Genomic DNA, 12,488 nt, shown 5'->3' on the forward strand with positions numbered 1-12,488 from the left:
TATGAAGCGAGTAGTTATCACTGGTTTAGGGATTGTATCAAGTCTTGGCAACAATAAAGATCAGGTCATGAGCTCATTGCGTATGGGCAAATCTGGGATTGTGTTTGCCCCTGAATATCAAGAAAATGGTTTAAGATCTCAAGTCCACGGTGCAGTCAAAGGTCTTGATTTCGCTGAATTGATACCGCGTAAGCAACTACGTTTTATGGGTGATGCAGCTGCTTATAGTTATATTGCTATGGAACAAGCTGTTGCTGATTCAGGTTTAACGCCTGAAATGGTCTCCAATGAGCGTACAGGCATTATTGCAGGTTCAGGTGGTGGATCTAACTCAAACTCTACCCAAGCCGTTGAAATTACACGCGAGAAGGGTGTTAAACGTGTTGGGCCTTATATGGTAACGCGTACTATGGGTAGTACCGTTTCAGCCTGTTTAGCTACTCCATTTCAAATTAAAGGCCTTAATTATTCGATAAGTTCTGCATGTTCTACCAGTGCCCACTGTGTAGGCGCTGCAATGGAGCAAATTCAACTAGGCAAGCAGGATATTGTTTTTGCTGGTGGTGGTGAGGAATTGCACTGGACCATGTCTGTATTGTTTGATGCGATGGGGGCTTTATCGTCTAAGTACAATGATACTCCAGAAAAAGCCTCGCGTACTTATGACGCACATCGTGATGGGTTTGTTATTGCTGGTGGTGGCGGTATGGTCGTTGTAGAAGAATTAGAGCATGCTCTTGCTCGCGGCGCTAAAATTTACGCTGAAATTGTTGGTTATGGTGCAAACTCTGATGGTTACGATATGGTTGCGCCTTCTGGTGAGGGTGCTATTCGATGCATGCGTCAAGCTTTGAGCACTGTTAACGGCAAAATTGACTATATAAATCCGCATGGAACCAGTACCCCTGTTGGTGATACTAAAGAAATGGCAGCCGTTAAAGAAGTTTTTGGAAGTTCAATCCCTCGAATCAGTTCTACTAAAGCCATGTCTGGCCATTCTTTGGGCGCGGCGGGTGTTCATGAGTTAATTTACAGTTTGATTATGATGGAAAATGATTTTATAGCACCTTCTATCAACATTGAAACATTAGATTCGGATTGTGAGGGGATGCCGATTGTGACTCAAACTATTGAAAATGCAGGTTTGAACCGCATTATGAGTAATAGCTTTGGCTTTGGAGGCACGAATGCTTCACTTGTTGTTGAGCGTTATAAGGGCTAGTCTTGCTCTTCAGTGATACAAATCAAAAAAGCACTCATGCGTAGGCTGAGTGCTTTTTTTTATCTAGCGTTAGATTACTTAGGAATTAAAGATGAATAAAATTCAAGTTGGAATCGTTGGTGGCACTGGTTATACGGGCGTTGAGTTATTACGTCTACTAGCAAATCATCCTCATGCAGAAGTTAAAGTCATTACATCCAGATCTGAAGCAGGGATGTCTGTCGCAGACATGTTTCCCAGTCTGCGTGGTCGATTTGACCTTTGTTTTTCCGAGCCTAATATGGAAGCGTTAAAAGCGTGTGATCTTGTGTTTTTTGCAACACCACATGGCGTCGCGATGAGTTTAACGCCTGATTTAATTGAAGCCGGTGTGCGAGTTATCGATTTGGCTGCGGATTTTCGTTTAAATGATCTTAAAGTATGGCAAGACTGGTATGGTATGGAGCATAGCTGTCCAGAGGTAATGAAGGACGTGGTTTATGGGCTACCAGAACTTTACCGTGAACAAATAAAGTCCGCTAAAGTCATCGCTAATCCTGGCTGTTATCCCACCGCAATTCAACTGGGTTTTCAGCCTTTACTAAAAGCTGGGATAGTCGACTTAAAACACCTAGTTGCTGATGGTAAATCAGGCATTAGTGGTGCGGGTCGTGCAGCAAAAGTTGGATCATTAAGCGCAGAAACCAGTGAAAGCTTTAAGGCTTACGGAATCAATGGACATCGTCATTTGCCGGAAATTGCTGAGGGCCTAACTAGTATGGCTTCAGGTTCTAAGGTTGGACTAACATTTGTTCCTCATCTTGTACCAATGATTAGAGGGATTGAAGCAACGCTCTATGCTAAGTTAACTGAAGATTGGTCGGTAGAGCAATTGCAAGCTTTGTTCGAGAAACAATACCAAGATGAGCTTTTTGTTGATGTAATGCCTGCAGGAAGTATGCCAGATACAAGAATGGTAAAAGGCTCTAACATGTGCAGAATGGCTGTTTATCGCCCTGCCGGTGGTGATGTCGTTGTAGTAACTTCTGTCATTGACAACCTAGTAAAAGGGGCTTCAGGTCAGGCCATCCAGAACATGAATATCATGTTTAATTTTGCGGAAAACTGCGGTCTGGAGCAGCTGGCTTTAATGCCATAGGCTATGTTTGTCTTTTAGCAATGTTTTTAGCATCAGGGTTTTAGTTTATAATGCAATAAAAATAATAAGCTACACAGTGAGTTGTGTAGCAAATAAATTGGGCTGCAAAAATAGGAGGCTATTATGTCTGAGTTGTCTACACCGGTAACCTTTACCGAGGCGGCGGCCTCAAAGGTCAGTGGTTTAATCGCTGATGAAGGTAATACCGAATTAAAACTGCGCGTCTACATCAGCGGCGGTGGTTGCTCTGGTTTTCAGTATGGATTTACATTCGACGAGTCTCGAGCAGAAGATGATACCGCTGTTGAAAAAGATGGCGTCACCCTGCTTATTGATCCAATGAGTTTTCAATATCTGGTAGGTGCAAAAATTGACTACCTTGAAGACTTACAAGGCGCTCGCTTTGTCATAGAGAATCCAAATGCAACAACCACTTGTGGTTGTGGGTCATCGTTTAGTGTTTAATCAGAGTTAAGGAACAAAATAATGCAATATATTCCAGGATTGGCGGGTGTACCGGCCACCGAATCGAAAATTTCATATATCGATGGTCAAAAAGGCGTGCTCACTTATCGTGGATATAACATTATGGAGTTAGCTGAGAAATCTTCATTTGAAGAGACAACGCTGCTTTTGTTGTTCGGAGAGTTGCCTACCGCATCCGAGTTGTCTGACTTTGATCAACAGCTGCGAGATCATCGCCGTGTAAAATATAATATTCGTGAAATAATGAAAAACCTCCCGGAAACAACCCACCCTATGCATATGCTTCAAGTGGTGGTGGCTAGTCTGGCAAGTTTTTATCCCAGTACCGAGTACATGAAAGGCGGAACCGAAAATCAAGGTTATATTAACGATGTAACGGTAAAGATTATCGCACACATGGCAACGCTAGTCGCGAGTTGGGAACATATGCGCAATGGCTATGACCCGATTGAGCCGCGTAAGGATTTAAATTACGCTGAAAACTTCTTATATATGGTGACGGGTGAAGATCCAGATCCAGATTGGGCGCGTTTGCTTGATGCCTGTTTAATTCTGCACGCAGAGCACACGATTAATGCCTCCACCTTTACAACGATGGTGACAGGATCAACGTTAGCTAACCCCTGCTCAGTTATCTCATCAGCGATTGCCTCCTTATCCGGGCCATTGCATGGCGGTGCTAATCAGATGGTGATTGAGATGTTAGAGAAAATAGGACGCCCTGAAAATGCACGAGCTTATATCGAAGAACGCCTAGCCAACAAAAAAGTTATTTGGGGCATGGGACATCGCGAATATAAAACTAAAGACCCGCGTGCTACTATTTTGCAACAATTATCGGAAAAGCTGCTCGCAAAAAAATCTAAAAGCGGTGAACTGAGTGTGATGTTTGAAACAGCACTAGAAGTTGAACGAGTATGTGAAGAGCACCTTGGTCACAAAGGGGTTTATCCAAATGTTGATTTCTATTCCGGCATTCTCTATAAAGAAATGGGGTTTGATCCAAAAATGTTCACATCCATTTTTGCGGTTGCACGCTCAGCAGGCTGGATGGCGCATTGGCGCGAGCAATTACAGAATAATAAGATTTTCCGTCCGACACAGGTCTACTTAGGCGCTGGCAGCTCGTGCTACTTACCTTTGGATCAAAGAGGTCAAGGTATTGGTGGTATTTTAAACGCAAGCCAAGAGCGTTGATTCTATACAAATTCTTTTGCTGTGTGATTCACCATAAAACGCTTGAAAGCACAGCAAAACTTCTTTATAATTGCCGATCTAATTAATCCTTCCCCCTCTTATTGCCCGTTAAACAGTAAGGATGTGGTGCTAGCATTTTGTTAGTAGCGCGATTTAGGATTATTAACTTTATTAGGATTTTGAAATGGGAACATTTGTAGCAAAGCCAGCAGAAGTGAAACGCGACTGGTATGTTGTTGATGCAGAGGGTAAAACGCTAGGTCGTTTAGCTGCTGAAGTCGCATTACGTTTACGCGGTAAGCATAAACCAGAATATACACCACACGTTGATTGTGGTGATTACATTGTTATCGTTAATGCCGAAAAAATTGGTGTGACAGGTAACAAGCGTAAGAACAAAATGTATCATCGTTACACAGGATATGTAGGTAACTTAAAGTCAATGTCATTTGAAAAAATGATTGAGTCTAAACCTGAGCGTGTACTTGAGCTTGCAATTAAAGGTATGTTACCGCGTGGCCCATTAGGACGTGATATGTATCGTAAGTTGAAAGTTTATGCAGGTACAGAGCACCCGCATACTGCACAACAACCACAAACACTAGCGCTGTAAGGGGAAGATTACTATGGCAACAGAACAATATTACGGAACAGGTCGTCGTAAAAGCTCAGTAGCTCGTGTATTCCTACGCGCTGGTACTGGAAAAATGATGGTCAATGGTCGTGAAATCAAACAGTATTTTGCTCGTGAAACAGACTTGATGGTTATTAACCAACCTATCGAAGCAACACAAAGCGAAGGTAAATTTGATGCTTACATCACTGTTCTAGGTGGTGGTACAACCGGTCAAGCTGGTGCAATCCGTCATGGTATTGCGCGTGCATTAGTTGCTTATGAAGAAGGCAATCGTTCTGCTCTACGTTCACGTGATTTATTAACACGTGATGCGCGTAAAGTTGAACGTAAGAAAGTCGGTCTACGTAAAGCACGTCGCCGTCCTCAGTTCTCAAAGCGTTAATTTTTTATCGCTTTATAGAAAACCCGCCAAAGTGCGGGTTTTTTTTATCTAGTTTTCAAATAATGCTATTTATTTCTCTATTAATTTACTGACCTTATTTTCAATAGTAATTTGAGTTGCTAAAATGCAACTACGAATCGTCGATAGGGCAAAACATGAAAAAGTTTACTTTAAGAAATGAATTATTGTTGCAGTTGGTAGAGTCTGCACAAGATGGTATTGTTGTGGCAGAAAAAGAAGGTGAGGATACCATCCTTGTTTACGTTAATCCTGCATTTGAAATACTAACTGGTTATAGTTCAGAAGATATCCTCTATCAAGATTGTCGTTTTCTTCAAGGTGAAGATACAGACCAATCGGCTGTGAAAATTATCAGAGAGGCGATTGAGGGCCAACAACCGGTTAGAACCATCTTAAAAAACTATCGTAAAGATGGCTCGGTGTTTTGGAATGAATTGAGTGTTACCCCCTTCTATGATGATCTTGATAAGATAACCTATTATATCGGTATACAAAAAGACGTAACCGCGCAGGTTAGTCTTGCGATGGAATTAGAGGCAGCACGTTCAGAAATCAAGCGCTTGAGCGAATTAAAGAATTAAACGAGCCACTAGATTTGGCTCGCATATGCCTAGCACAGTAGGTGCTTTATAGTGGCTTAACCCAATTAGGCCAGGCACGTAGTTCACAGTTAATACTGGGTGGTTTACTTTCTTCAATCGTTTCGCTTCCGAACACCCAGGTTTTAATGCTAGCAAAATTCTGGATATAAGCCGCCCATTCATCACTGGACAAACTCGTCCTGTCCACTAGGATGAAACCGTATAAATCCAATTGCTCGTGCAGTTCTTGAACACTCTCCAAAGACATCATCTTGTCAAAATGTAAGGGTTGATAACCCTGTTCAAAACAAAACAGTGCAATAAACTTAGTTAGCCAGGCAGCGCTATCAGGCGCGCGTTGAATAAAAATTGTGCGTGTAGTAAAGCGTGCTGACTGTTGAAATTGATGAAGCCTAACCTGAAGACGTTGTGTTAAAGCTGTATGCCACAGGTTTAATGCGATTGCATCATTTGGCTCTGCTAAAAGCCGGTTATCTATTTTAGCCAGTAAAGGTAAAAGCGGTTTTAAAGAATAGTCGGCAAACAATCGATCGAGCGTTCGTTCAATTAAATTAAGGTCAAAACTGCGAGCAGCATTGACCGCAGTTTTGATAGAGTCTGAAGAGGATGTCTCAGGTTTATTTTGAGTTGCAATAACGGGGCCTTCTGACAGCACGGTTTTAACCCGGCTGATTGGAATGCCTTCATCCATCAGTTTTAGTGTTTGGTTAAGGTAGTCAATATGCTCTTGAGTGTAAAGACGATGACCGGATTCAGTTCGAACCGGTTCAATCAGCTCATAGCGGCGCTCCCACGCACGTAAAGTGATGGGTTTGATTCCGGTTAGGCGTGACACCTCTCGGATCGGAAATAGGGCGTTGGGATCTAACTTTTTCATAGTTTTGCCATAATACTCTAAAAAGTAAAATTTTCAACTGTAACGCTTAAGTATAGTTTTTGTTCGCTTCTACACGTTGCAGGTGTTCTGCTCGACTTTGTTGTAAATCGAGTTGTGGTTTCGGGTAATGCTTACCCAGCTTAAAGCCGTATTGCTCAAGGCTTGCTTGGTGTAACCAAGGGGCATGGCAATAGCGAGCGGGTAGGTTTTTAAGTTCTGGAACCCAGCGTTTAATATATTCAGCATGGATATCAAATTTCTCACTTTGCACTACAGGGTTGAATAATCTGTAGTAGGGGGCTGCATCAACGCCGCAGCCAGCAACCCATTGCCAACCCATGGCATTGTTTGCAGGATCAGCATCAATCAGTGTATGAGCAAACCAGGCCTGGCCATCACGCCAAGAATGATTGGCGTTTTTGGTTAACCATGAGGCCACCAGCATGCGTACTCGATTGTGCATCCAGCCTGTATGCCAGAGTTCGCGCATGCCGGCATCGATAATCGGAAAGCCGGTTTTACCCATTTGCCATGAAACTAATAAATCGGGTCGATCATCCCAAGGAAAATGCGCAAACTTCGCCTGAAAGGGTTCCGTTTCAAGTTGGGGATGAAAATGTAATAAATAACGCCCAAATTCACGCCAGGCCAGTTGGCGAATAAAAATATCCAGTGCATGAATTTTGTAATCAGGGTTGGACTTGGCGGCTTGCAAAGCATATAGCATTTGGCGCATCGAAATTTCACCAAACTGTAAATGCGTGGATAATTGGCTTGTAGCCGATTGTGATGGAAAATCGCGGTTATCCGGGTAATCATTGCAATCATGGTGAAGAAATGACTCAAATCTTAACCAAGCAGCTTTTTCACCCACCGCTAAAGTATCTTCCGCTGTTGACCAGTGAGCTAACATTTTTATTGCCCAGGGTTGTTGACTTACTTTAATCAAATCAGCCGGCAAAGCGCTGGGCTGTTCGAGTTTGCAAGCCGATAAGTCTTGAGGTGCGTTTAAGGGCAAAGCAACCTGATTAAGCAGTGTAAGGAGTTTTTTATAAAAAGGTGTAAAAACAGAATAGGTGCCGCCTTTCTGCGAAAGCACCTGGTCAGCGGGCAACCAGGCCTGGTCGAAAGGTTGTAAACCCACTTTATGCTTTTTGCACAGCTGCAATGCAAGGTCCTGTTGTTGCTTAAAAGGTTGGCCGACTTCGTAATGGTAGCTGACTTGTTCTATCGTGTATTTTTGTATTATTTGCTCAAAACAAGCTTCAAAGTCACCCTCAAGCATTAATAAGTCGCCACCTTTAGCGGCAATCGACTGCTGAAGTTGGCTTAAACTGTGCGCCAGCCAAGCCGTGTTTGCATCACCAATAGTGAGCTTAGGATCATGAATATAAGCAATAACCACTTTATGTTGGCGTTGTAATGCCTTAAAAAGTGGCGCATGATCCGCAAGCCTGAGATCACGTTGTAACCAAATTAAATGCGTCATATGTTTTCCAATAATGCGTTTTTGAGCGCTTCAGACAAGGGCTGCTCCCTAAGCCAAATACCAAAATAAACTGCTTTAAACCCAGGCGTATTCAGCGTGGTTAAGGTTTGATCATTCAGAACCAAACTTGTACCCTGTTCAGGTTGGTGTAACAAGACATAACAGTCACCTTTATCAACCGCTTGATAAGCCGCATGTAATTGATCAACCGCTTGCTGCAAGGCCGGACTCAGTGTTTGCTTGGCTAACACATGGTTCGCTCCGGTAACAAAGTTATCCACCGTTAAACTTCTTGCATAGCAAAGTTTAAGCTTTAAAGGCGTTTCATCCGCCATAAGGGTTTCGCGAGTGGTCTCCTTAGGAGCCAGTAACGTCGCATCATATAGCTTAAATAACCCCCAGCGTGCGGTTCCTTCACCCAAAGGCTGCCATTGGGTTTGCGCCCAGCTAGTTAAGGGTGTGATCAAGATGAATGCCAATATCCAAGGTTTCATTGTCTGGCCTCGCCCGCGCGATGATCTTGTTTGCTAAAGGCTAAGGTCACCTCACCAACCCGTAAGCCCCACTTTTTAACCTCGGCACGATTGAGCATGACGCCATCGGTTTGTAAAAACATCCAATCATCAAACTGAACATGAATTGAACTACTGCCATAGGGTAGGTCTAAGGTATAGCGCCAGTTAAAAACCGAGCCGGCTGTTTGACCATAGGCAATACCAATTACATCGCCCGCGCTGCCTTGGTATTGATTAGCTGCAATACGATCTATCACCCAAATACGTTGTTCGGTTTCGCCATCGTCATAAACAAATTGCTCGTCCAAAGTTAGGGTGTCACCGTCAATCGTGCCGGTAATATCGACATAAAATCGTCGTTTGACTTCACCTGTACGGGTTTGGAACAGACCCCAGGCATAGGTTTTGCCTTCAAAATAGGCAAATAAATCCAGTTTGGGTTCGGTGTCCTTGTAGTGTTCAACCTTCATATTGCTGCATCCTGTAAGAAGTAAAAACCCAAACCCCAACATAAAAACATAAGACCTCAACCACCAGGCCTGGTGGGTTTTTGTGTTCAACCTAAACACGTTTTTTCTCCAGCGTGAGTTGAACGACATCGGTTCGCTGGGTTTCAAAACCAACGCGACAATAATCTAAATAGTAATGCCAGATACGTTGAAAGCGCGCGTCATAGCCCAAAATCTCTAATTCATCACAATGGGCATCAAAGTTCTCACGCCACTGCCACAGGGTATGGGCATAATCCTGACCAAAGTTCAGTTGATTAGTCACCTCAAAACCATACTCGGCAGCAAGCCTATGCAGTTGAGATTTTGACGGCAATAAACCACCAGGAAAAATATAGGTTTGAATGAAATCAACCCCCTCTTGATAGTCCTCAGCATAGCCTTCATCAATCGTGATAATTTGTAATACTGCTTTACCATCAGATTTCAGAAGCTTTTGAAGCTGTGAAAAATAGCTATGCCAATACTCTTTACCCACCGCCTCAAACATTTCAATACTGACAATATGATCAAACTGACCGTCAATATGGCGATAATCGGTTAGACTCAAATTAGTACGCTCGGCTAAACCGGCTTTTTTTAAACGATGCTTGGCAAACTCCAGTTGTTCACGCGACAGGGTGACACCAGAAACCTGTGCGCCTAGTTGAGCAGCCTGTTCGGCAAAACCGCCCCAGCCGCAACCAATTTCCAGAATATGTTCACCGGGTTGAACATCCAATTCATGCAAAATACGCTGATATTTAGCCGTTTGACCGGAAGCGAGATCGGTGGGGTTTTCTGCATAAAGCGCACTCGAATAACTCATGGTTTCATCCAGCCATAGCTGATAAAAATCATTGCCCAAATCATAGTGAGCTGAAATATTAGTGCGGCTATTTTCGACCGAATTATGGTTGGCTCGATGTTGCGCTAAAAAACGACGATAAAACCAGTTTTTACCTTTTAAAGTCTGGCTTAAAGCCTGTTCATTCGCAGCACCTAAGCGCAGCAAAGTGTGTAGGCAGGGCGAGGCGATTAAACCGTCGGCATAAGCCTTAGCAAATCCCAACTCCCCTTGGGTTAACAATAACCAACTAAAGCGCAGTGGATTTAAGATCATTAACTCAGCATGAATGCCGGCATGCTTGCCGTTAAAACGTCTTTGGTGCTCGCCCAATTGAACGGTTAACGAGCCAAATTGGATCTGATCGAAAGGCAGCCAGTTTAAAGCATATTGACCATAAAAGGGCACCTTGCTCGGTTCGGCAGTAGGGATCTGATCAATATGATCCAGTGTTTTGATTTGTGATTTGGTTAGCATAGCTTCATCTCCGAATGACTATAATTGACGGATTCAAGGTGTTTAGGGGTGCGATGAAACCGGCCGCCCTTCAGCCAAATTTTCAAAGCCCACCAATGAATAAGGCTGATCACTTTTAGCGCGCGCCAAGGCGCAAACCCTAAAAGCTTGATTAGAGAACCTGTGTTAAGCGGTTGCTGACGTCCTGTTTGGCTCGCATAAAAAAACGCTTCGCCATTACGGGTTTCTTTGATGTAGGTAAATACCTGCTCACCAGGGCGTTTAAGCCGAAAATGATAACGCGCGACCATATCGATAAACGGCGAAACGTGAAACACCTTATCGGCCTCGGCCTTAATCGAGCCATTTGACAGACCAACATCAGGTTTAAGCACATAATGATGCCATTGACCAAAGGTATTACTTACCTCGGCAATCAACGCGATCAATCTATCTTCGGCATCATAGGCATACCAAACTGCCAGCGGATTAAAGCTGTAGCCTAAAATCCGTGGATAACAAATTAACTCCACGCGCTCAGGACGCGCAATATCATAGTCGGCTAAAAACCGATCTACCCAGGCGCGCCAAGGCGTGCCATCACGCGGGCCATGGTCTTTGAATCGCAGGCTGACCCAGTTAAATTGATTAAGACTTAAAAGAGGGGTCTGCTTGGCTTCTTGTTCTATCTGGTCGATATCGACCTTGATGCTCACCGTTTGATAGCTAAACTTATAAGCTACCGGCTGCTCGCGTTGATGCATCACCTGGCCGAAATATAAACAAGATGCCATTTAACGCTCCCAAGGCAGCGCAACCTGCCATTTTCGCGCGATATTGACGGCACTGGTTAAACCGTCTTCATGAAAACCGTAACCGGTATAAGCCCCGGCAAACCAACAGTTTTGCTTGCCTTGCAGCTTGTGTAATTGGGTTTGCGCCTGAATCGCTGCACGATCGAAAACCGGATGCATATAGTCGATTTTTTGAATGACCTTGTCTGCAGCCGGTTCGGTAATCGGGTTGAGGGTGACAAATACATCGGTCGAGAGGTTTAAGGGTTGTAACTGGTTCATCCAATAGCTCACCGCCACCGCACGTTCAGCATCAACTCCTTCGCCACTCAGGTAATTCCATGATGCCCAAGCGGACTTGCGTTTTGGCATTTGATTAATATCCGTATGCAACCAGGCCTGGTTGAATTGATAACGAAAGTTCTTTAATAACTCAAAGCCATAAGGTTTAAGCAATTCATAGCTTTCATCTCCATGACAGGCAAACACCACCTGATCAAAATGATGGCGCTGGCCGTCCGCGCTAATTAACTCAATCCCTTCACTTTCAACCGGTGGCAAAAACACATCCGTGACGCTGGAATAATGAATCTTAAAAGTGCCCTTGTCTAGGATTCGGTCAATATAGGTTTGAGAGCCGTTGACGATCGTTTGCCATTGTGGGCGTTCATTGACGTTCAATAAGCCATGGTTTTCAAAAAACTGCAAAAAGCTGTTAACCGGAAAACCTAGCATGGTTTCAGTAGGGCAAGACCAGATGGCAGCGGCCATCGGCAACAAATAATCTCGCTGCATCGCCTCACCAAACCCATTGATTTCGAGATATTCGCCCAGCGACAAATCCGGAGACAGTCCCTGTTGCAAATCGGCTTTCCCCATCTTGTTAAAACGCAAAATATCAAAAATCATCCGCCAATGTTTAGGCGAAAGCAAATTGCGTCTTTGCGCAAACAAGGTGTTCAGGTTGTTACCGGCATACTCCAGTTTGCCCTTATCAATCGAAACCGCAAAGCTCATATCAGTTGGATGGGTCGCCACCTCAAGATGAGCTAACAAGGCTTTCAGATAAGGATAATTTGGCTCGTTATAAACAATAAAACCGGTATCCACTGCCGACTTTTCACCCTTGACTTCAACCTCAATCGTATTGGTGTGGCCACCCAATTTAGGATTTTTTTCAAACAACGTAACCTGATGCTGTTGGCTTAAAAACCAAGCGCTGGCGAGTCCGCTGATGCCACTGCCGATAACTGCGACGTTATATTTTTTTGATGGGTCCAACATTTAGTGATCCTTGTGCAGGTTTTTGTTATATTATATTTATACATAAATTGTAC

General features: G+C 43.7%; 14 protein-coding genes. 7 read left to right on the forward strand and 7 right to left on the reverse strand.

Annotated features, from left to right (window positions below):
• Position 1 precedes the first annotated feature (1 nt).
• From fabB to JX580_RS01265, 7 genes are all read left to right on the forward strand, one after another.
• Complete coding sequence (fabB, locus tag JX580_RS01235; protein ID WP_248850977.1) at positions 2 to 1,222, forward strand: beta-ketoacyl-ACP synthase I; 1,221 nt, start codon at positions 2 to 4, stop codon at positions 1,220 to 1,222.
• Between the two features lie 91 nt (positions 1,223 to 1,313).
• A complete protein-coding gene (gene argC, locus JX580_RS01240; RefSeq protein ID WP_248850978.1) occupies positions 1,314 to 2,360 on the forward strand; it encodes an N-acetyl-gamma-glutamyl-phosphate reductase in 1,047 nt (348 codons plus the stop codon).
• Positions 2,361 to 2,483: 123 nt separating this feature from the next.
• Positions 2,484 to 2,825, forward strand: coding sequence for an iron-sulfur cluster insertion protein ErpA (erpA, locus tag JX580_RS01245; protein WP_248850979.1), 342 nt, complete (start codon positions 2,484 to 2,486; stop codon positions 2,823 to 2,825).
• A 21-nt stretch (positions 2,826 to 2,846) separates the two neighbouring features.
• Positions 2,847 to 4,043, forward strand: coding sequence for a citrate synthase (locus JX580_RS01250; protein WP_248850980.1), 1,197 nt, complete (start codon positions 2,847 to 2,849; stop codon positions 4,041 to 4,043).
• Between the two features lie 184 nt (positions 4,044 to 4,227).
• Positions 4,228 to 4,656: a 50S ribosomal protein L13 gene (gene rplM / locus JX580_RS01255; protein ID WP_248850981.1), complete on the forward strand. Its 429-nt coding sequence runs from the start codon at positions 4,228 to 4,230 to the stop codon at positions 4,654 to 4,656.
• 13 nt (positions 4,657 to 4,669) lie between these two features.
• Complete coding sequence (rpsI, locus tag JX580_RS01260) at positions 4,670 to 5,062, forward strand: 30S ribosomal protein S9 (protein WP_248850982.1); 393 nt, start codon at positions 4,670 to 4,672, stop codon at positions 5,060 to 5,062.
• A 155-nt stretch (positions 5,063 to 5,217) separates the two neighbouring features.
• Complete coding sequence (locus tag JX580_RS01265; protein WP_248850983.1) at positions 5,218 to 5,664, forward strand: PAS domain S-box protein; 447 nt, start codon at positions 5,218 to 5,220, stop codon at positions 5,662 to 5,664.
• A gap of 46 nt (positions 5,665 to 5,710) precedes the next feature.
• Here JX580_RS01265 and JX580_RS01270 read toward each other — a convergent pair whose 3' ends face one another.
• From JX580_RS01270 to JX580_RS01300, 7 genes are read right to left on the reverse strand one after another with little or no spacing between them, the layout of a single operon-like run.
• Positions 5,711 to 6,562: a MerR family transcriptional regulator gene (locus tag JX580_RS01270; protein ID WP_248850984.1), complete on the reverse strand. Its 852-nt coding sequence runs from the start codon at positions 6,560 to 6,562 to the stop codon at positions 5,711 to 5,713.
• Between the two features lie 46 nt (positions 6,563 to 6,608).
• Positions 6,609 to 8,051, reverse strand: a complete 1,443-nt coding sequence (locus JX580_RS01275; protein ID WP_248850985.1) for a cryptochrome/photolyase family protein — start codon at positions 8,049 to 8,051, stop codon at positions 6,609 to 6,611.
• Positions 8,048 to 8,545, reverse strand: coding sequence for a chalcone isomerase family protein (locus JX580_RS01280; RefSeq protein ID WP_248850986.1), 498 nt, complete (start codon positions 8,543 to 8,545; stop codon positions 8,048 to 8,050). Before JX580_RS01280 ends, JX580_RS01275 begins: the two co-directional genes overlap by 4 nt.
• Positions 8,542 to 9,135, reverse strand: coding sequence for a DUF3833 domain-containing protein (locus tag JX580_RS01285; protein ID WP_248850987.1), 594 nt, complete (start codon positions 9,133 to 9,135; stop codon positions 8,542 to 8,544). Before JX580_RS01285 ends, JX580_RS01280 begins: the two co-directional genes overlap by 4 nt.
• Complete coding sequence (locus JX580_RS01290; RefSeq protein ID WP_248850988.1) at positions 9,128 to 10,378, reverse strand: SAM-dependent methyltransferase; 1,251 nt, start codon at positions 10,376 to 10,378, stop codon at positions 9,128 to 9,130. The genes JX580_RS01285 and JX580_RS01290 overlap by 8 nt, the downstream gene beginning before the upstream one ends.
• Positions 10,372 to 11,151 carry a DUF1365 domain-containing protein gene (locus JX580_RS01295; RefSeq protein WP_248850989.1) on the reverse strand — a complete coding sequence of 260 codons (780 nt, stop codon included), beginning with the start codon at positions 11,149 to 11,151 and terminating at the stop codon, positions 10,372 to 10,374. Before JX580_RS01295 ends, JX580_RS01290 begins: the two co-directional genes overlap by 7 nt.
• Positions 11,152 to 12,435, reverse strand: a complete 1,284-nt coding sequence (locus JX580_RS01300) for an NAD(P)/FAD-dependent oxidoreductase (protein ID WP_248850990.1) — start codon at positions 12,433 to 12,435, stop codon at positions 11,152 to 11,154.
• Between the last annotated feature and the right edge of the window lie 53 nt (positions 12,436 to 12,488).

It is taken from the genome of Thiomicrospira microaerophila (assembly GCF_023278225.1).
In the GTDB taxonomy this organism is placed as follows: domain Bacteria; phylum Pseudomonadota; class Gammaproteobacteria; order Thiomicrospirales; family Thiomicrospiraceae; genus Thiomicrospira; species Thiomicrospira microaerophila_A.

Excerpts from the sequence above, each read along its gene's own strand:
- fabB (WP_248850977.1), top strand. The coding sequence starts at position 2 with ATGAAGCGAGTAGTTATCACTGGTTTAGGGATTGTATCAAGTCTTGGC.
- argC (WP_248850978.1), top strand. The coding sequence starts at position 1,314 with ATGAATAAAATTCAAGTTGGAATCGTTGGTGGCACTGGTTATACGGGC.
- erpA (WP_248850979.1), top strand. The coding sequence starts at position 2,484 with ATGTCTGAGTTGTCTACACCGGTAACCTTTACCGAGGCGGCGGCCTCA.
- JX580_RS01250 (WP_248850980.1), top strand. The coding sequence starts at position 2,847 with ATGCAATATATTCCAGGATTGGCGGGTGTACCGGCCACCGAATCGAAA.
- rplM (WP_248850981.1), top strand. The coding sequence starts at position 4,228 with ATGGGAACATTTGTAGCAAAGCCAGCAGAAGTGAAACGCGACTGGTAT.
- rpsI (WP_248850982.1), top strand. The coding sequence starts at position 4,670 with ATGGCAACAGAACAATATTACGGAACAGGTCGTCGTAAAAGCTCAGTA.
- JX580_RS01265 (WP_248850983.1), top strand. The coding sequence starts at position 5,218 with ATGAAAAAGTTTACTTTAAGAAATGAATTATTGTTGCAGTTGGTAGAG.
- JX580_RS01270 (WP_248850984.1), bottom strand. The coding sequence starts at position 6,562 with ATGAAAAAGTTAGATCCCAACGCCCTATTTCCGATCCGAGAGGTGTCA.
- JX580_RS01275 (WP_248850985.1), bottom strand. The coding sequence starts at position 8,051 with ATGACGCATTTAATTTGGTTACAACGTGATCTCAGGCTTGCGGATCAT.
- JX580_RS01280 (WP_248850986.1), bottom strand. The coding sequence starts at position 8,545 with ATGAAACCTTGGATATTGGCATTCATCTTGATCACACCCTTAACTAGC.
- JX580_RS01290 (WP_248850988.1), bottom strand. The coding sequence starts at position 10,378 with ATGCTAACCAAATCACAAATCAAAACACTGGATCATATTGATCAGATC.
- JX580_RS01295 (WP_248850989.1), bottom strand. The coding sequence starts at position 11,151 with ATGGCATCTTGTTTATATTTCGGCCAGGTGATGCATCAACGCGAGCAG.
- JX580_RS01300 (WP_248850990.1), bottom strand. The coding sequence starts at position 12,435 with ATGTTGGACCCATCAAAAAAATATAACGTCGCAGTTATCGGCAGTGGC.